General features: G+C 60.9%; 22 protein-coding genes. 7 read left to right on the forward strand and 15 right to left on the reverse strand.

Translation table 11 applies throughout. The annotated features are described in order from the left end of the window. Window positions 1-87: 87 nt before the first annotated feature. A protein-coding gene (locus tag OOT43_RS15120; protein ID WP_394358016.1) for an IS3 family transposase occupies window positions 88-1,193 on the forward strand; the annotation gives its coding sequence in 2 pieces (ribosomal slippage) (window positions 88-346 and window positions 346-1,193; 1,107 coding nt in all). Here the strand turns inward: OOT43_RS15120 and OOT43_RS15125 are convergent. The 3 genes from OOT43_RS15125 to OOT43_RS15135 are packed head-to-tail and all read right to left on the reverse strand — an operon-like array spanning window position 1,161 to window position 6,275. Then, a complete protein-coding gene (locus OOT43_RS15125) occupies window positions 1,161-4,124 on the reverse strand; it encodes an ATP-binding protein (protein WP_266021389.1) in 2,964 nt (987 codons plus the stop codon). The two genes, OOT43_RS15120 and OOT43_RS15125, sit on opposite strands and share 33 nt — an antisense overlap. Beyond that, a complete protein-coding gene (locus tag OOT43_RS15130) occupies window positions 4,121-4,828 on the reverse strand; it encodes a DUF4194 domain-containing protein (RefSeq protein WP_266021390.1) in 708 nt (235 codons plus the stop codon). Before OOT43_RS15130 ends, OOT43_RS15125 begins: the two co-directional genes overlap by 4 nt. After that, window positions 4,815-6,275: a DUF3375 domain-containing protein gene (locus OOT43_RS15135; RefSeq protein ID WP_266021391.1), complete on the reverse strand. Its 1,461-nt coding sequence runs from the start codon at window positions 6,273-6,275 to the stop codon at window positions 4,815-4,817. The genes OOT43_RS15130 and OOT43_RS15135 overlap by 14 nt, the downstream gene beginning before the upstream one ends. A 139-nt stretch (window positions 6,276-6,414) precedes the next feature. On the opposite strand from OOT43_RS15135, the gene OOT43_RS15140 reads away from it, so the two are divergent. Beyond that, entirely contained in the window at window positions 6,415-6,918 is a 504-nt protein-coding gene (locus OOT43_RS15140; RefSeq protein WP_266021392.1) for a DUF3489 domain-containing protein, read from the forward strand. Between the two features lie 127 nt (window positions 6,919-7,045). On the opposite strand, the gene OOT43_RS15145 is transcribed toward OOT43_RS15140, so the two are convergent. From OOT43_RS15145 to OOT43_RS15175, 7 genes are all read right to left on the reverse strand, one after another. Next, window positions 7,046-8,224, reverse strand: coding sequence for a Fic family protein (locus OOT43_RS15145; protein WP_266021393.1), 1,179 nt, complete (start codon window positions 8,222-8,224; stop codon window positions 7,046-7,048). A 129-nt stretch (window positions 8,225-8,353) separates the two neighbouring features. Next, window positions 8,354-8,644, reverse strand: a complete 291-nt coding sequence (locus tag OOT43_RS15150) for a cupin domain-containing protein (protein WP_266021394.1) — start codon at window positions 8,642-8,644, stop codon at window positions 8,354-8,356. Between the two features lie 77 nt (window positions 8,645-8,721). After that, window positions 8,722-8,916 (reverse strand): DNA methyltransferase, encoded by a 195-nt coding sequence (locus tag OOT43_RS15155; RefSeq protein ID WP_266021395.1) that lies wholly within the window; start codon window positions 8,914-8,916, stop codon window positions 8,722-8,724. A 763-nt stretch (window positions 8,917-9,679) separates the two neighbouring features. Next, entirely contained in the window at window positions 9,680-10,804 is a 1,125-nt protein-coding gene (locus OOT43_RS15160) for a hypothetical protein (protein WP_266021396.1), read from the reverse strand. Further along, window positions 10,801-11,286 carry a PIN domain-containing protein gene (locus OOT43_RS15165; RefSeq protein WP_266021397.1) on the reverse strand — a complete coding sequence of 162 codons (486 nt, stop codon included), beginning with the start codon at window positions 11,284-11,286 and terminating at the stop codon, window positions 10,801-10,803. The genes OOT43_RS15160 and OOT43_RS15165 overlap by 4 nt, the downstream gene beginning before the upstream one ends. Window positions 11,287-11,304: 18 nt before the next feature. After that, entirely contained in the window at window positions 11,305-11,781 is a 477-nt protein-coding gene (locus OOT43_RS15170) for an ImmA/IrrE family metallo-endopeptidase (protein WP_266021398.1), read from the reverse strand. Window positions 11,782-11,808: 27 nt separating this feature from the next. Next, window positions 11,809-12,357 (reverse strand): helix-turn-helix domain-containing protein, encoded by a 549-nt coding sequence (locus OOT43_RS15175; protein ID WP_266021399.1) that lies wholly within the window; start codon window positions 12,355-12,357, stop codon window positions 11,809-11,811. A 379-nt stretch (window positions 12,358-12,736) separates the two neighbouring features. Between OOT43_RS15175 and OOT43_RS15180 the strand changes: the two genes are divergently transcribed. The 4 genes from OOT43_RS15180 to OOT43_RS15195 are packed head-to-tail and all read left to right on the forward strand — an operon-like array spanning window position 12,737 to window position 15,265. Next, a complete protein-coding gene (locus OOT43_RS15180; RefSeq protein ID WP_266021400.1) occupies window positions 12,737-13,189 on the forward strand; it encodes a DUF2924 domain-containing protein in 453 nt (150 codons plus the stop codon). Next, complete coding sequence (locus tag OOT43_RS15185; RefSeq protein WP_266021401.1) at window positions 13,186-14,430, forward strand: recombinase family protein; 1,245 nt, start codon at window positions 13,186-13,188, stop codon at window positions 14,428-14,430. Before OOT43_RS15180 ends, OOT43_RS15185 begins: the two co-directional genes overlap by 4 nt. Continuing rightward, window positions 14,427-14,792: a site-specific recombinase resolvase gene (locus OOT43_RS15190; protein ID WP_266021402.1), complete on the forward strand. Its 366-nt coding sequence runs from the start codon at window positions 14,427-14,429 to the stop codon at window positions 14,790-14,792. The genes OOT43_RS15185 and OOT43_RS15190 overlap by 4 nt, the downstream gene beginning before the upstream one ends. 8 nt (window positions 14,793-14,800) lie before the next feature. Continuing rightward, on the forward strand, window positions 14,801-15,265 hold the full coding sequence (locus OOT43_RS15195) for a hypothetical protein (protein ID WP_266021403.1): 465 nt from the start codon (window positions 14,801-14,803) through the stop codon (window positions 15,263-15,265). A gap of 106 nt (window positions 15,266-15,371) precedes the next feature. Here OOT43_RS15195 and OOT43_RS15200 read toward each other — a convergent pair whose 3' ends face one another. The 4 genes from OOT43_RS15200 to rhuM form a co-directional block, all read right to left on the reverse strand. Next, window positions 15,372-15,665: an antitoxin of toxin-antitoxin stability system gene (locus OOT43_RS15200; RefSeq protein ID WP_266021404.1), complete on the reverse strand. Its 294-nt coding sequence runs from the start codon at window positions 15,663-15,665 to the stop codon at window positions 15,372-15,374. 157 nt (window positions 15,666-15,822) lie between these two features. Beyond that, window positions 15,823-16,086: a hypothetical protein gene (locus OOT43_RS15205; RefSeq protein ID WP_266021405.1), complete on the reverse strand. Its 264-nt coding sequence runs from the start codon at window positions 16,084-16,086 to the stop codon at window positions 15,823-15,825. Continuing rightward, window positions 16,083-16,463, reverse strand: coding sequence for a YggL family protein (locus tag OOT43_RS15210; RefSeq protein ID WP_266021406.1), 381 nt, complete (start codon window positions 16,461-16,463; stop codon window positions 16,083-16,085). Before OOT43_RS15210 ends, OOT43_RS15205 begins: the two co-directional genes overlap by 4 nt. 17 nt (window positions 16,464-16,480) lie before the next feature. After that, entirely contained in the window at window positions 16,481-16,789 is a 309-nt protein-coding gene (gene rhuM / locus OOT43_RS15215) for a RhuM family protein (RefSeq protein WP_266021407.1), read from the reverse strand. A gap of 485 nt (window positions 16,790-17,274) precedes the next feature. On the opposite strand from rhuM, the gene OOT43_RS15220 reads away from it, so the two are divergent. Continuing rightward, window positions 17,275-17,619, forward strand: coding sequence for a thermonuclease family protein (locus OOT43_RS15220; protein ID WP_266021408.1), 345 nt, complete (start codon window positions 17,275-17,277; stop codon window positions 17,617-17,619). Between the two features lie 67 nt (window positions 17,620-17,686). On the opposite strand, the gene OOT43_RS15225 is transcribed toward OOT43_RS15220, so the two are convergent. Continuing rightward, window positions 17,687-18,175: a hypothetical protein gene (locus OOT43_RS15225; protein WP_266021409.1), complete on the reverse strand. Its 489-nt coding sequence runs from the start codon at window positions 18,173-18,175 to the stop codon at window positions 17,687-17,689. Window positions 18,176-18,337: the final 162 nt, after the last annotated feature.

Here is an 18,337-nt window from a genome sequence, read left to right on the forward strand (position 1 = left end):
GTAGCATCGTGAGGCATGCGGAGGGGGTGACCTGCTCCCCGAGATTAGTCCGGTCGTGATGTAGAGTCTGCCTCGATAGGAGGCGGCATGAAGAAGCGTTTCACCGAAGAACAGATCATTGGCATCCTGAAGGAAGCCGAAGCCGGCCTAAAAGTAGCGGAGCTGTGCCGCAAGCACGGGCTCAGCGAGGCGACGTACTACAACTGGAAAGCGAAATACGGCGGCCTGACAGTGTCGGATGCGCAGCGGCTCAAGGCACTGGAGACCGAGAATGCCCGGCTCAAGCGCCTGCTGGCGGAGGCGATGCTGGACAATGCTGCGTTGAAAGAGGTTGTAGGCCGAAAGTGGTAAGCCCACAAGCCAAGAGGGCGGCGGTCTCCCATCTGATGACAAAGCACCAGATGGGCGTCACGCGGGCTTGTGGGCTGATCGGTATTTCTCGGTCGCTGTATCGCTACGAAGCTAAGCGGCCAGCAGACCAGGAGCTCAAGGAACGACTGTGCGAATTGGCAGCGCAGAAGCGGCGCTATGGGTATCGCCGGCTGCACGTGCTACTTTGCCGAGAGGGTTGGGAAATCAACCGAAAGCGCACCTATCGCGTGTATCACGAGGCCGGCCTGATGGTCCGCAAACGAAAGCGGAAGCGCATTGCCGGCGTGGAGCGCCAAATCAAGGTCGCGCCATCGGCGCCTAACGAGAGTTGGTCTATGGACTATGTTTCGGACGGTTTGGCCGATGGTCGGCGGCTGCGGTGCCTGAATATCGTCGATGACTTCACGAAGCAGTGCTTGGCCATCGAAGTCGATACTTCGCTGCCTGGCAGACGTGTAGTCGGTGTGCTGCAACGGCTGGCAGAGATCCGCGGATTGCCCAAATCAGTCACCGTCGACAACGGCCCCGAGTTTGCCGGCAAGGCTTTGGATGAATGGGCCGATAGCCAAGGACTGTGCTTGAGCTTCATCCAGCCAGGTAAGCCACAGCAGAACGCCTACATCGAAAGCTTCAACGGCAAATTCCGGGATGAATGCCTGAACGAGCATTGGTTCGTCTCGATGCGCCATGCTCGCCAAGTCATTGAGGAGTGGCGTCGGGAATACAATGAGCAACGCCCCCACAGTTCGTTGGCTTACCTGACGCCAGATCAGTTTGCAGACACATTTTTAACCGCAGACTCTATGTCCGTTTCGGACTAAATCGGGGAGCAGGTCAGTCTCACGCCAGCGTTTTTGCTCGGGCTCCTGACTGGCGAGTCGATCAACAAGTCGCCGCAGGGCCAGGAACCGCGCCTCTGCAAACGCGCGATCCTCCGTCCACGCATGGCTCAGTGCCTGTTGGATCTCCTGCTTGAATTCCTTGACGTCGACAAGCTGCCGGTCACTGGCGTCGATGTGGAGATAGGTGCGTTGATTGGTGCTCTGATTGAAGGGCACCTGGCCAAGACTGTCGTTGACCAGATCCATCCGTTCCAGGATCGCTTTACGCGCATCGTTCAGGTAGGTTGAGAGTGCTGCCAGATTCTGGTGGCTTTGGTTCTGCAGCAGTTCGAAGAATCGCTGCTCATAGGCGGGCAGACCATCCGTCTCCAGCCGAACCAGTTTGGCGAAGAAGTCTGGCGCGCTGGCAAGGCTCGTGTCCATGTCGCCCGCATCCATCGGCCATTGCCGTTTGAAATCGGCAAAGCGCGCTTCTATTTCCTTCTCGCAGGTACCGATCCCACGATTGACCTCTTCGATCTCCGCATTGAGTGCGCGTTCTACAGAAGTTGCCACCTTGTCGAGGTTGTCGAGCCGGACTGCATCTGACTGCTTGACGAAGCGCTCGTCGAGACCCGAAACCTGATGGGGCGTCAATGGAACGATAGACGCGTCCCGCAGGAGGACATCCAGTTTCTGGGTGCTGGTCTTGATCTGGTCAAGAATCGAGTCGTGCGCGCGTGTTGCCTGGCGAAGGTCCTTATCAGCATCCTCGACGAGCTTCTTTTGATCACCGATCTGCTCGCTGATTTGCAGCAGGGTGGTATTGCCCTCGCGCGCTTCGCGGATCTGCCGCTCAATGGTGGAAATGCGATCCAGCAATGGGAACACATCTACTTCCTGCCACTGGAGATTCACCAGAGTCTGGCACTGCATCGCTCGGGCCGCACGATTCTTGTCCTGGTCGGCGAGAGCATCGATCTCCCCTCCGAGCCGCGTAATCGTGGCAGCCAGTTCCTGCGCCTGGGTTTGGAAGAGCGCAAGCTTCTCGCGGTTGTCGAACCCGAGCACCCAGTTTCGCCGGTCGCCGACACTTCTACGGTCGTCTTTCTCGTGCCGGGTTTTGCTGTGCTTGACCTGGCCCTCACGGGTTATCGCGCGATCTGCGCTCCTGAACGACTGAATAGAGTCGACGCACGCGTAATCGAAGCGTTGCCGCAGTTCGGCCTGGAGCCAATCGGCGTACGTCCCTTCCTTGACGTTCAGCTTGAGGACGAGCGAATTTGCACCAATGGGCTTGGCCTGCCACGTCTCCGGGCGGCCAGTCCGGTAATACACCAGGCGCTGCCCAAGGTGGGTGTTGTTGATGTGATTGGCTAGCGCTGAATACTGGCGTTCGTCCACCAAGAGTGAGAGCGCAAATCCGTGCAGTACGCGCTCGATAGCACCTTGCCACTCAACCTCATCAGGTTTCACCTCGATGAGTTCGCCAACGAACGGCAGCGCGGACTCCGAGATCCCGATGGCGGCGGCGATGTCTCGCCGCATTTCCAGCATGTCGGCTGGAATGTTCGATGGCTGGCGCTGGAGTGCCTGCACCTCTTTCAGCGCTTGCGAAAACGCGGTTTCGGCATCCTTCTTTTCTCTGTCCAGGCGGAACTGCTCGGCGCGGCTATCGTTGCTGCGCTGCTCCCAGTTTTCGACTTCCTGACGCGCGCTGCCCAACAGTTCCGCGAAGGCTTGAGGCGAATCCGGGAGACTCCAGCCCAGCTTCTTGCACGCATCTTCGGCCTGACTGCGTTTGCGCAGGCGTTCTGTGCGCTGGCTCTCTAGCCCCGATTTTTCGGCCTCCCATTGTTCGATCTGATCACCACCTGCTTCACGGTGCTGTCGCTCCAAGTCGCGCAAGGTCGTGGAGTGGTTATCCAGGTTGCCTTGACGTCGAATCACTTCGCCTTCTGTGCCAGTGGCTTGAACCTCCAGGGATGCCACGTGCTCCTTGAGGAGTTCTATACGGCGAGTCTCACGGTAGCCATCAACTCCCAGCCGAAGCTCATCCAAGCCATTGCGCTGCAGCATCAACGAGTCCCTGCGCTGGTGCTGATCCCGCGCTGGAGCGAGCGTTTGAACCTGCTCGCGGGCCGTGACGACCGCCTGGTGGGCAGCATTGAGTTCACCAAATTCACTGACCAAGCGATCCGCTACCTCGAAGGTCTCGGGCTTGTCGAGCATGAAGTCGCGCAGGAAGGTATTGAGGTCGCCGAGGTTCTTGGCCGACTGGGTTTTGTGCAGCAAACGCAGCGCCATTTCGCTCTCGATTCCGAGCAGACGGCAGAACCGTTCGCAATAAGGGCGAAATTCGTCACGGGCGAATGCCTCCGGGAAGGACTGCTTGAGCTTCCGGATGTCGAGGTTGGATTGACCAAAGTCCTCCAGCTCGCGCAGGTCAAAAGCCCGCTCCATGACAAGGTAGTGGCGTTTGACGTCGGTGCTGCCGTTCGCATTGCCCCGCAGCCAGAACACCTGAACCAGCACCACAGACTGACCCAAGGCATTCTGGTAGGTCAGCGCCAAGGCTGACCAGGTCGTCCCCGCGCGCAGGTAGCGGGTTGCGATCTCTCCCGACTCCCCATCCTTCTGTTCAGCCCACGCACCACGTATGTAGGTGACGAGGTTCCGGTCACGACCACTGCGGTCCGCCTCGCGCGCAGCCGCGTTGAAATCGATCCATCGAGGTGGCGTCAGCAACGCCGAAAATGCATCGAGCAGCGTCGACTTCCCAGCGCCGGATCGACCCACAAACAGAAAGCCTCGCTCGCTGATCGGCACGTCGTGCAGGCCGGAGAAAGTGCCCCAGTTGTAAACCTGCAGGCGGGTCATCCGAAACTGCTCGCGGGCAAACAAGGAGGCGGTTTGGGGTTCCGAGATCATTGGTCGGCCTCCTCGTCAGAGTCAATCTGAACCAGTTGCGCTAGCGTCTCTCCGGCCGCCATGCGCTGATACAGGTGCGTCAGCGCTTGTATTTCCTCTGCCGAGAAGAGGAGCTTCAGCGTCGGCGAAATCTCGAAGCGATCCTCGCTCGAGCGAATTTTCTGCAGGATGCTGTGCTTCTTGATCTTCTCGATGGAGGCGTGAACCCGTTTCACGAACCCTGCACGGTCGGTATTGGCGGCGCGCTCATAGAGGGAGAGAAACTCCGTGATCTCGTCTGTCGACACCACGGCACGGTCGCCCTGCGAGTCCGCCTGGGTCAATCGCTGGCGAAGGTGGAGCAGCAGAATGGAGTCAATGAACGTCAGCTGGGCGCGACGCAACAGGAGAGGCACCTCAAGGTCGCCGGTATCTGCCTGACGCGTGAAAGCCACTTGTACGTCTCGGTCGATGACCAGTTGGAGAAACAGTTCGGCAAGGCGCCGACGGATCACCGCTTCGTCTCGTACCAAGATCGGCCAGAGTTTTGGATGCCGACGTCCATCGAGCGACGGCCCTGCCAGCAGTTGCACCAGGGCGCGCCGGGTATCCAGTGCCAACTCGCCGCTGTCGCCCATGAACAGGGTGTTGGCAGGTACCTGAGCAGCATCTGGTGCTTGTGCTTCGGCTGGAATTGCCGATTCGTCGTTCTCAGACCAGTTCATTTGCCCGCTCCCTCAAAAAGAAGATCTTTGGAATTCGGGCGCTACGATGCTTGTCGTCGCCTCCAACCCAGCCTACGGTTTCACTGTGGTCGGCCTTGAACCCATGCCGACTACCCAACGCAAGCAGGCCAACGATGCTGCCCAGCCCCTGTGCAGCAGGGAACTGCTCCAGCACGTCGGCAATCGATGCCTGGGAGCGTTGCTCCAGGACTGCCAGCACGTTGGCCTTCAGTGTTCGGAAGTCGATCTCGGACTGTGCGACCAGTTCGCTCACAGACTCCAGGTCGATTGGCGGCGCGTCCCCTTCTGCCATCTGTCCGGGTAATGCTTGCAGGGATGGGTCGTGCAGCACCCATTGAGACAAGGAGCGCAACCGACTGCTCGTGAGCTCAAGCGTGTACTGGAGGGTGTCAGTGGCCCTGACTTCATCCTTCAGGCTCAGTGCTGTGCGCTGAGCGTCTTTCAGCAGGTGATTGAGTCGGCGTTGCTCGAGGTATTCACGACTCTGGACGAAGTGTTTCAGGCTGCGTGCGAAGGTCTGGAGCACCTCGTGAACCATGCCGCCCTGCTCGAGAAGAGTTCGCGTCAGCCGCAGGAGGAATCGTCGCTCCTTGGCTTCGAGCTGCCCCACGAACTCACGTGACATCACGCTATCAAGCGCCTGATCCAGCGTGGCAGCCTGCTCCGGGTCCGTAAGTAATCGCCAGAAAGCAGAGAAAGTCCTTCCGGCGTCGCTCTCTGAAATCAGGTCGATTCCGGCGAACAGCGAATCCAGCACATCCCCACGATTGCCATCGTTGTCCATGATGCGTTCACGAAGATTGCGATTGAGCTGGTCGAACTGATCTCGGACACGACGGAAATCACCGGCCAGATCGTCGGCCAGCGTGATGATCTCCCGCGTGCGCTCGAGCGCCGTTGTGTGAGGCAGCACGCGCATCTGCCCCTTCTGGATGGCGTCAATCTCCTTGTCGATGCGGGCTTGCTCAGCCATGAGCCGGTCGATGCGGCGGAACTTGTCGGTGTCAGTGTCGTCTGCAAGTCTGGCCAAGGCCTCGATGACCAGCGTCAGGCGGCTTTCGGTGGCGGCGGAGTGCGGCTGTGCCAGGCCAGAGACAAACCGAATGGCTTCGACGGCCGCCGTGGAGAGTTCATATTCCTCCTCTGAAGCTCCAGCCGGGAAACGTCGCTCCAGGTAACCATCGGCGAGCCAGCTGGCGACATACGCTTGTGCCGTTTGAGGGAAGTCTTCGCCTTGGGCGCGCAGCTCTTCCAGATCTCTTGCGATTCGTTCGTGAAAAATGGAAGCAGGAAGGCTTCGCTCGCTCTCGTAGAGATGGGCTTGAAGCAGGCCAATGGCGGTCGGCCCGTTATCCGAGGCCAGCAGGCGCCACAGCGGCTGCGTCCGCATGCGCCGGTAGGTCGCGATGGCTTTGTCTGCTTTCACTCCCGTGCTCCGAAGTGCAGGCGTTGCCTGTCATATGATAATCACAATACAACAATCGCACGCCTGGCGGATCCCGCCGAGCGTCCACTGATCGAGGGGCGCGACGCTGCCCAAGACCCAAGCACTGAGGACCATCGACATGAATACACTCTCCCTGACCGACACCCAGCGCCGGATCCTCGAGCATGCGATCGAGCACACGGCGGGACGTATCGACTGGTTCCCGGACAACATCAAAGGGGGCGCCCGCCGGAAAGTCCTCGAGGGACTTTCGAAACGCGGTTTGATCGTCCTACAAGGCGAAGGAGCATGCGTGACCGCCGAAGGCTATGCCGCCGTGGGGCAAACACCTCCCGCTTCGGTATCCCCAAGCGCAGAAACCGAACGCGAGGCGGTAGTCGGCACTGCCGAATTCCCCAGCGAGGGAGAATCCCCGAACGGAGCACCACGCACCCGCGACAACAGCAAACAAGCCAACGTGCTACGGATGTTGAAGAGGCCCGAAGGGACGACGATCCCGCAGATCTGCGCGGATACAGGGTGGCAAGCCCACACCGTGCGGGGCTTGTTTGCCGGCGCCTTCAAGAAGAAGCTCGGGCTCACCCTGGTGTCGGAGAAGCCGGAAGGGGGCGATCGCATCTAGAAGATCGGTTGATCGAGCGGGCGTGGGAGTGCCTGTGCACTTCCTCCTCGATCCTCGGCATCGGCAGGAAATAGGTTCGGCTGAATCGCCTGGGGTGTCATGTCGAACACGAGGACTTCCGTCCCCGTCAATCGCACAGGGCGTAGGAGGTACTGCGTCCGCCGGCTTCGGTTTTGCGCAGCATCCCGAGTGCAATCAGCTCATTGATGTCGCGTAGCGCCGTATCGGGTGAACACTTGGCGATGGTCGCCCACTTGCGGTTGGTCAGCTCGCCTTCGAAGCCGTCGAGCAGACGGTTGAGCAGTTTGATCTGGCGCGGATTCAAAGGCGTGGCGGCCCGGCGTTGCCAGAACTGTGCTTTTGCCAGTACGGCGCCGAGGGTATGCTGGGCCTCGTCCACCGCCCGATGCAGGGCGCCGAGAAACCAGCCCAGCCAGGCGCTGACCTCAAGCGTGCCTTTCTGCGTCCGCTCCAGTATGTCGTAATAATCGCCGCGTTCGCGCTGGATCTGCGCCGAAAGGCTGTAGAATCGCTGCGGGCTGGCGTCGGCGCGGGCCAGCAGCAAATCTCCCAGGGCTCGGGCCATGCGACCGTTGCCATCGTCGAACGGATGCAGCGTCACGAACCACAGATGGGCAAGTCCCGCCTTGAGCACCGGCGGCTCTCCGCTATCGGCATTGATCCAGTCGAGCAAGCGCGCCATTTCGGCATCGAGCCGCGCCGCGGGGAGCGCCTCGAAATGGACGCGCTGCCGGCCGATGGGACCGGACACCACCTGCATCGGACCGTCGGTATCATCGCGCCAGGCTCCGACTCGAATCCGCGCCATCCCGCTGTAACCGGTGGGATACAGCGCCGCGTGCCAGCCGAACAGCCGCTCGGTCGTCACCGGCGCCTCACAGCGCGTGGTGGCATCGAGTACCATCTCCACCACTCCTTCGACATGGCGGTCGACCGGCGCCAGCGCCCCGATGTCCACGCCGAGACGGCGGGCGATGGAGGAGCGCACCGACTCGGCATCGAGCCGTTCGCCCTCGATCTCGGACGTCTTGAGTACATCCTCGGTCAGCGTGGCCAGGCTCGCCTGATCACGCAGCGCCAGGCCGACGTCGGCCAGCCGGCCCAGCAACAGCCCCTGGGCCCGGCATACCTCGGCCAGCGGACTGGCCAGGCGCGTTAAGTCGTATTGCCAGACCGGCCAGTCGGGCGTCTGCCAGATGTATTTACAATCGCCGCTTTCCATGCGGTGATAGTGGCGCGGAATCGCCGCGATGACAAGCGGTCCACTGCAGCAAGAGCTCGCCATCGGATTCGCGAGCCGTAGTCCTCCCAGTCCAATCCTGCCAGCGCCGCATGATCGCATCGCAGTATTCGGGAGCGAGAGCCATCAAAAAAGGCATCCGAAGATGCCTTTTTGCGGATTCAGAGCGGCGGATCAGACCCCGTTTGGATAGTCGTAGCTATAGTGCTTGCGCAACGGCTTGACGACTTCCCATTCGCTATCCAGCCCGGCATGGAACGAGACCAGGTCGCCCGGGACGATCCGTACCGGTTCTCCGTCGGCAGGCGTCACGAGAATCTCGCCTTCTAACACATAGGCGGTTTCGGTTTCGTCGAAATCGATCGGGAACGTGGAGATTTCCTTTTCCCAGATCGGCCACCCGGAAACGCCGAGTTCCTTCAGACGGTCTTCACTGGGATTGTGTTCAATCGTGATTTTGCTCATGTTTGGTTTGGCTTCTCAATTCATAAGCGGGAAATCTTATCACCGCTGCTTTCAGGGGAGCCACATGAAAGTGCCGTTTATGGAGACATCGGGTCCAGGTTATCGAATGCGATGCCATCGGCAATACGCGTGGCAGTTTTGCCGCTGTACCCTTGCCATCTTCGCACGATGACATCGACGTATTTCGGGTCCAGCTCGATCAAGCGCGCCACCCGTCCCGACTTCTCCGCGGCGATCAGCGTCGTGCCCGAACCACCGAAGGGGTCGAGCACGCGGTCGCCGGGCCGGCTGGAGTTGCGGAGGGATGAATTCGGCCAGTGGAGGACTCGACGTCAGGACCAGCCCCTGGTCGGGGAGGGGCATCGCATGGAAATATCGAAAGATGTCTGCAAGCCTTCGGGTCAGTCCGCGGGCGAACCAGACGTCGGTGTGCGACGACCCGATCCGGGCGCTGCCGAGACACCAAAGTGCGCCTTCGATGGCCGGTCGGTGGATAGCGCCCTGGAGCGCCCGTGGAATGTCGAGCAGATCGGCGATCGTGCTCAGGAATCTTGCCGGTATGACTTCGTAGATCGCCACCTGGCTGGCAGGGACCGATTTCATCCGGAACGTCTCCGGGCAACGGTAGCGATACCACTTCGGGTCGTCGTCCTCTTCGAGTTCGACGGGCAGGAATTCTTCGCCGCGCTTGGCTGGATAATGGCCTGCAAAGCCGATGCGCTGGATCCACTGTGTCTGTGCCTCTCTGGAGAGCGCGGCGTCCGCCCGGAGCCACCATGCGGGGACGCCGTGCAGTGGCCGGCCTTCGCTGTCGAGGATGGGGTGGCTGGCGCGTTCGAACAGTTCGATCAGCTCAAGCAGCGACGGCGTGGAGAGGCTTGTGGTCATCGCCACCGAGCTCTTTCACGAGTTTCCACTGGGCGAGCAGACGATCGCGCAGGGCGCCGTCTTTCCCCCGTTTGGTCTTGATGTTGCACTTGTTGGCGTCGCGTAAGACGATGGAGATCGTGCGAGCGCGCTCCCGGCCTACCTTCTTCAGCCGGAGGGGGAAAGTTTGGCGTAGTTGAGGTGGTAGTGGCGGAAGTCGAAGGCCGGGCCGATCAGCGATTGCGCGGCGGTGTAGATATCGTCGATGTCCTTGCTCCAGATTCTGACCAACAGGGAGCGATGGTTCGAAGCCGTATAGCCGAGTTCCACGGCCTTGAAGGAGGCCACGATCTCCTCGCCGGACAAATCGAAGGTGCGTGGCGCGGCCAAGCTTTGGTAGTCGTATTGCTTGATGGGGATCCGCTCGCCGGTGATCGGCGATTGGAGCAGCGACTGAGCCGCAATCAGGGACAGTGCTTCCCGGTCGCTGCCGTGCTTCGACAGGACTTCCAGGTGCCCGTTGGCAGGTTCGTAGGTGATTTGGGAAGGCTCAGACCGGACGATGTGCTGGGCGATGAGTTCGCTCGATTGGACGCAGTCGATGGTTTCAGGCGGCCTATTGCAATGGATGCTGATCTGATAGAGATCGACCTCCTCCCCGGATTCGGTATCCGGACGCAGCCGAAGGAATATCTGGATGGCGACCTCTGTGGGCAAACAGCTCAGGTGCTCTGCCGCCGCCCCAAGGAAGGCTTGCCGGCTCTCAGCGTCGGTTGCCACTGCAAGATTGGCCGGCGCCATGAAGCCGGAATAGCACGCCGTACTCTGGCGGAACACGTCCGCCTGACGGGCGTCCAATGCTTCCTTGAAGACGGTCGGAGCGTGCCTATAGAGCCATAGGGCACGTTCGTACTGATCCTTCAGGGCGTCGAAAGCTTTGCGGTCCGTCTCGTCGAAGATTCCTTCGCGGAAGCCTTCGACGACATCCTGTCCAGGGCCGTCCGTAAGTAGAACGATCTTCTCGGCGATCTCCTCGATCTTCTGGCGGGTGGGTACGGGGAGAGTGGCCAACGCGTTTGCCATTCGTTCGCGCTGTTTTCGCTTGCGTTCCTGATCTTCCGGAGGCGGTAGATCGATTTCGAACTCGTCCTTGATGAATACGCGGAACAGGTCAGGGTGGAGATGGTTTAGGAGCTTGGCCAGATTTTCGGCGTCGTTCCTGCGTTCGAACTCTCCATGGGGATGAAAGGTGCGGCTTGCGCAGTGATAACCGGTGTCAGAGCCGAGACTCACACTAAGCGTGTCAAGCGCTTGTGGATCTCGGCGTGTGGTAGATGCGTTCGTGGCGCATCCAGCATGCCGCGGAGTACCGCGCCTAGCCGAGAGCCGTTTACGACGGCGTATTCGGCCAGCGCGTCGATCACCCAGAGTACGCCATGAACCTCGACCCGTTCTTCCTCGGCCAGAGCCCGCATGCGCTTGTCCCCTGTCAGCAGCGGCCAGCCGTGGGTGACCGCCAGCGTCACGGCGAAGCAGTCATGGATGGTCAGTTTGGGTTTGGCTGAGCGGTAGGCCAACGCCTGCGCCATTCCGGCCGGGTCCAGGACTTCTACGCGTAGGCCAAGCCTCTTGAGCCGTTCGCGATGGACCGCACTGAGGTCCAGCAGTTCGTCTTCGTACAAGGCGTCAGGGACAGCAAACTCCAAGGGCAACTGGAAGATGTCTTCCAGCAGGGACCAGTTCGCAAGCTCAATCAGAATCGGCGCATCGCGCACCAGGACCCGCCCGCTCGATCACTCCAGCGGGCCTGACATGGTTCGGCTTACTTCGGCAGTACTCTTGCCCAGCAACTCCGCAGCTTTCGGCAGTGAGATGACGTCTTCTGCCAGGGCGCGGAGCACCAGCCGTTGGAACCGTTTGGGCGTTTCATCCTCCGTCAGCGGTTCGGGTTCGCGCTTGCGCCAAGTGCGGCCGATGCCCCGAAACAGGGTTTGCACCGTACCATCGCCGATGATCCCGAGATCCCGCAGTCGCACGACCAGCGCGGCGGTACTGACGCCGTACATGCGTTTGATCTGGACGATCTCGGTGTAGCCGAAAGCGTGGCGGCGCTGGCCGACCTCGAACGAAAGGTCCTGCTTCGGAATCAACAGGGCGCTGGCGAAACGCTGGCAGGCCTTCTCTTCATCGATTTCGCCAACGATTGCCATGACCATGTGGCCAAGTTCGTGCGCCAGAGTAGAGCGGCGCCGCTCCACCGATTTCCCCATCGCGCCAACGATGACCGGGACTTTTTTCTAACCCGGCCGGGCGACCAAGCAGGTCAAGCCGTCGACCGATAAAGGAAAGTCGAGCTTGAGCACCTTGATGCCGTGCTCTTCGAGCAGTTCGGTCATATGCGGGATGGCATCTCCACCGAGATTCCAGGCCGTCCGGATCTGATCAGCAGCGTCCTCGGCCTCCTCTAGGGTGGATACAGGGATCGGTGCTCCCGTCGGTTTGTCCCATTCGTGGCTGCCGATCTCGAGCAGGTCCTCGATCAGCAGGTAACGGTCGACGTGGTCGAGGACGGCAGCTTCCACCATGGCGCGCTCTCGCGCCCGGGTTGCCGTCGTTTTACGGAACTCTACCCCCTCGAGGCGGATCTCCGAGGGGCTGAACAGGTAACTCAGCGTGACCCCCAGAGCCTGGGCGAGCTTCAGTGCCACGCTCGATCCGGGCAGCATCTCGCCACGTTCGTAACGGCCGATGGCCTGAGCGCTGACCGCATGATCGACGGCTTCGGCCAGTCCCCGCAGGGACAAGCCGGCACGCTTGCGGGCCAGTTTCAATCGCTCACCGAACATGGGGTTCCTCCATGTTTACAATGTACTTATTGATGCTTTATATGTAAACCTAGCGAGCGCTGGGCGAATGTCCGATTCTCGTCTCTCGCATCAGCCCTCAGGACACCGCAGTTGCCCTCACCTTCCTCATGGCGCGGGGAGGGGACGCATCAGAGAATGGTTCGCGGAATTATTTGCACCTCAGGAACGGTATGCTTGCCACTTACCTTCCGTCGGAACGCCTGTCCCCCGCCCAACGGGCCCACGAGATCACTACAATCCTGGCCGCCGCGATTGTCCGCACGCTCCAGAAAGAATTCGAGAAAAAGGCTGGGTTGGACCTTGGCTCAACGCCCGGGAAGCGCGTCCATACCACTCCCTCTCAACCGGAGTGTGTGTGATGAACGACTTGAAACTCTCGGTGGCGGCCCAAGTGGCCTCGCTCCCGACCCTGCCGATCAAAGACCTCTGGGCACTGTGGGATAATTATTTCCCGCGCCGTCCGGCCCAACCCAACCGCCACTACCTGGAATCCCGGATCGCCTACAAGATCCAGGAAGCCGCCTACGGCGGCCTCGCGCCCGAGACCCGCTGGCGCCTCGAGCTGATCGGCCAGCGCCATTCCAGGATCAAGTTCCGGCGGGTGTCGCCGGCGATTCACCTACCGCCCGGCACCGTGCTGGTACGGGAATGGGGCGAGCAGGACCACAAGGTAACCGTCACCGCCGAAGGGCGGTTCGACTACGCCGGGCAATCGTTCAAGAGCCTGACCGCGGTGGCGCGCCACATCACCGGCACCGCCTGGTCCGGCCCGCTCTTCTTCGGGTTGCGCCAAGCCGGGGAGGGGGCATGAGGGCATCGAACCGTATGGAAGTGCAAACCGGCGCCCCGTCCAAGCCCCGCCAACGCTGTGCAGTCTACTGCCGGGTGTCCTCCGACGAACGGCTGGACCAGGAGTTCAACTCCATCGACGCCCAGAAAGAGGCCGGCCACGCCTACATCCCCAGCCGGCGGATCGAAGGCTGGACCCCGGTGGCCGACGACTACGACGATCCCGGCTACTCCGGCGGCAACACCAAGCGGCCGGCGCTGCGGCGCTTGCTGGCCGACATCGAGGCCGGCCGGATCGACATCGTGGTGGTGTACAAGATCGACCGGCTGACCCGGAGCCTGGCGGATTTCTCCCGCATGGTCGAAGTGTTCGAGCGCCAGGGCGTCTCTTTCGTCTCGGTCACCCAGCAGTTCAACACCACCACCTCGATGGGACGGCTGATGCTGAACGTGCTGTTGTCCTTCGCCCAGTTCGAACGCGAAGTTACCGGCGAGCGCATCCGCGACAAGATCGCCGCGGCGCTGAATGTCGAAGGCATCACCACCAAGGCCTGGATCACCCAGGACGGCAGACAGCGCCCCGGCGCCCGGATCGACAAGAAACACCTGCACCACCTGCTGCGCAACCGGATCTACCTCGGCGAAATCTCTCACAAGGGCAGTTGGCATCCCGGCGCCCACCCGCCGACCATCGAACTGGCATTGTGGGAGGCTGTCCACGCTGTCCTGGCCCGGGATGCCCGCAGCCGCGCCATTGAAACCCGGCTGCGGGAGCGAACCGACGCGCTCCTGCGCGGCCTGCTCTACGACGCCGAGGGGGAGAAGATGTACCCGACCTACGTGAAGAAAAACGGTCGCCAATACCGCTATTACTTCTCCAAGGCCGAGGCGCGTTTCGGCGCCGGCCACAAGACCAGCGTCCGGCTCCCGGCCGAAGAAATCGAGGCGGCGACTGTCGTCCAGATCCGGACCGTCCTGACCAGTCCCGAAGCCATTGCGGCCATATGGCAGGCGGTGCAGGCGCAAACGGCCGACCTCGACGAAGCCCAGGTCGTGGTTGCCCTGGGACAGCTCGGTGCTGTCTGGGAGCAACTGTTCCCGGCCGAGCGGCACCGCATCGTTCAGCTCATGATCGAGCGGGTCGAACTCGCCGACGGCGGTCTCAGGATCCGATGGCGGGCTTTGGGTTGGAAAGAACTGCTCAGCGAATTCGCGCCCAGGACGATAGGGGCCGAGTTGGTAGAGATGGAGACGGCAGCATGAAAACCGACGCCTGGGAATCCTTCGTGCCGCTGACCTTCCGACGACGTGGAGTGCAACGGCTGGTAGCGACGGCCGCCCCGGCGCATGATCTCCCGTTCCTGGTCGGCCTGGGCCGGGCGTTGTACTGGCAGCATCTCCTCGACACCGGTGTCGTCCACAGCGGGTCCGACATCGCCCGCCAGGAAGACTTGCACCCCTCCACGGTGAACGAACTGCTGCGCCTCACCCTGTTGGCGCCCGACCTCATCGAACGGCTGATGGCCGGACGACAACCCCGGCCCCTGACCTTGATGTGGTTCCAGCGGCATCCACTGCCGGTCGATTGGGCAGAGCAGCGGGATCTCATGGTGAGTTTCGAGTAGAGGCGACGATGGCGAAGAAAGACCGCGGGATCATCATTGGCAAACCCCGCACCGTATCCCTTCCCCAGCCGGCAGGCGGGGTTCAGTTGGAAACCTTTCTGCCCTGGACGCTGGTGAAGCGAGGGCTGAAACGGGAGATCCTGACGCCCTTGGGAACTCCGGCGGCGTTTCAGGAAGAAGCCAAGCGGGAAGTGGAAAAGCGTAGAGGCGAGCAGGACACGCCGCTCATCCGAGCACTCGGCCTCGCGCATTACTGGCAGCGGTTATTGGATGAGGGGAAGTTCGAATCGTTGTCAGAACTCGCGGCGGCGGAGGGCATCGATATAGCGCAGGTCAGCCGGATTGCGCGGCTGGTGCGCTTGGCGCCGGGAATCGTGGAGGCTTGCGTAGCCGAGATGGCTCCGGTTCTGACGCTGGAAGACTTGAATCGGCGGGCGAAATCTGTCCACTGGGATGTGCGGCAGCGTGTTTAGATGGCTTGACAAGGAGCGACAGTTACGGCGGCGAGCGGGTTGTCCTGGCTGATGTAGTCGATGATGTCGGCGCGGTCTTGCTCTGCAGCAGCGGCCCAGAAGACCCTCATTCGCCAGCACGCCCTGCCTTGGCCAGCAACTGCGCACGTCGTGCAGCGAACCGGGCCTCCACATCGTCAGCGCTGGCGCACTCTCCGGCACGGATCTGTTCCCGAGCATCGGCAACCTTACCGCGCAGAAACTCGTCGTACTCCCGCGCCTCACGCTGGTGCTGCACGAACTCGCGCATCAATTCACGCAGGATCTGTGAGGCGGGTCGATGGCTGGCCTTTGCCTCGGCCATGAACTCGGCACGTAGTTCTGGCTTCAGCTTCATGGTGAAAACAGATTCTTTGGACATGGCGGAACCTCCGGCACTTGACGCAGTGATTGAGCATATACGTTGTCAGTATGCTTGTCTCTGAAGTGACCCATCGCCACACATCACTCCCTGCCGATGGATTATTGTGCCCGCCACTTGGCTAGCAGCCGGGCCTCTAGCGTTTTGCGACCAGCTTCTACGGGCTACGGCGGGTGGCGATACGTTCCGCCATCTCACGTTGGCGGCGCGGATCGAACCAGTGTTTTCCATCCTTGGCCATATCCCAAGTGCTCGATACGGCTTGGCGATGCACCGGCAACGGATCGCCGTCTGGACCGAGGGACGCCAGTTGATCGCGTTCGCGCGAGCGCCAGCGCTTGTGCCACAAGCGTTTGTCATCGGCTTCCGAGCGGGCGGTGGTATGGCCGAAAATCGGTGTCTTGCGGCGGCTGCGACTCATGGCGCATCGTCCCAGCCGTACCAGCCATCCATGAAATCACCGGCTTCTGCGCTGGCCACACAGGGGTGGCGCCGCAGCCAATCGAGCAGGGCCTGCCGGTCCTCTTCGGTGGGCGAACCACGCCCCCAAGCGGACACGATGCCATCCGTTTCCATCAAGGGAAGTTGGCCGCCCAGCCCACCAACGGCGAGGTGGCGCGACTCGATCAGCGCAATGAACCCATCCAGAAAATCATCGTGGGCGGCATCATCCATGGGTTTGTGGAATCGCATTCGGACCTCAAACACCCGTTCCTGGAACTCGCCAACGCGCAGCTTTTTGCGTTGTCGGCGATTCATGCGCAGAAGTTTTTCGGCAGAAGGCAAGCGGTTCAACATTCGGGTCTCCTCCGGGCTTACGGCTGCAGTACGGTGTCCAGCAGCAACCGGTCCAAGATCGAAAAGTTGGTGGCTTGCGCCGTCACGTCGTAATCAATCGCCGTGGCGTAGATGTTGGTGATCTTCTGATAAAACTTGCGCTCCGAGAGGCGAATCTCGCGGATGCGCTGCAACTGCTCTTCAAAATACTGCTCAGTGAGCACGGAACCACCGGCCTTGATGCGCTCGTCATCCATCACGTAGGCTTTGATGGTGAACTGCTCGATGATGCCAGTGGCCCATTTGCGGAACTGCACTGCGCGCTCGGAATTGACCTTGTAGCCCACTGCGATGATGGCGGGCAGTTATCCGGAATTTCCGGATAACTGAATCTTCCTGCAGTTCGCTCTCGGCAAAGATTTTTTTCAGGTGCCCATTCACTGTGCGCACGTTCACATCGTAGAGCATGCCCATCATCTTCTGGGTCAGCCAGATGCTTTCATCGGCATACACCGCTTCCGCTCCCCCTTGGCCGCTGGCGGCGACGAAGGTCAGGTACTCGGTCGCTGAGGAACGGGCAAGGGAGGCCTCGGATCTCTTGGACGGCTGCGGTAGTTTGACTGACTTCATGCTCTGCCTCGATAGGTTGCTGCACTTGCAAACAGGTCATCAAGCTGTGGATTGCTGGTGATCAGTAACAGCCTCTTAATCGTGGCGGCCAGATTGATCTCCAGTCGCGCGAAATGCTCACCACCGGCGGATGACCTGGCTAGACTATCCCGGACACACAACCTGAAGTGAGATCATAGAAGAATCGAGGTTTTGTGTTGAGATGGTTTACCGCCAGTACGCTCACGATCCCCCCTATTTCGGCGCCGAGGACGAAGCCCGGACCGCCCGGCGCGGGCTGTGGTCACAACCGAACCCGGTCCCGCCCTGGGAATTCCGCCACAAGACCCGTGGCCCGTCGTTCTGGGATGATTTCTTCGCAACCCGTAAACCCGCGCCGACCCCCCGTCCCTCGCCCAGCGCCGCTGTGCCCTCCTGCGGCTCGAAGCGCACCCGCAAGGACATGACCACTTGCAAAGAAGCGCGGTTTTACCTCACCCGCTGCGGCGTCAAAAGCCTGGATCGGGACGGGGATGGGGTGCCGTGTGAGGCGCTGTGCGGACCTTAACGTGAAGTTGAGGCGCCTGCGCGGTTTTTCCCGCGGGTCCTGTGGAATGATGGGTTGGGCGTGATTGTCATTGGCGGCCCTGCAAGTTGTAAAACATGCCTCCCGAGGGCGCAGTATTGTCGATGACGCCCTCTCGAAAGGCAAACCGGATCGTTTGAGTTCCGACAGTCTGAGTTTGCGTATTGACCTGAGCGGACTTTGCGCTCAGATATTCGACGGCTAGCGAATCGGGTGATGGCCACTTAAGATTTACGCCATATGCGTTTTGATTGCGGATCGCGCCATATAGCGAAACAGCCGGAGAACCCGCAGGTTGGGCGCCGCGCTCCACGACGTAGACCTCGTATCCGAATGACGTGGTGGCGCCACCGTTGGTCTCAAGAAGTACGGCTTCGATGTTTCCAGACGGCGATACGACGCGAGCAACTTCGTCCTTGCTCGGCTCGTCCACCAGCCCGGAGACAATCGATGCCGTCAGCAATACGGCGACAGCGGCTAAGGTCAGCAGTGTTCCGACAGTCCAGAGTATCCACTTCAACGGTCGTGACATTGGCATGGCTTCAAGACTCCAAACGCGCGAACTCAACGCGATAAGGTGCGCGTAACCCACCTAGGCTGTGCCAACCAACGTGGGGCGCAATGATCGCGAGCGATGCGCTTCCTTACGTTGGCGGCATCCTATCAACGCATCTTTTCGCGTTGGACGGATGATGGACTA

The organism is Methylococcus mesophilus, from assembly GCF_026247885.1.
GTDB classification, from domain to species: domain Bacteria; phylum Pseudomonadota; class Gammaproteobacteria; order Methylococcales; family Methylococcaceae; genus Methylococcus; species Methylococcus mesophilus.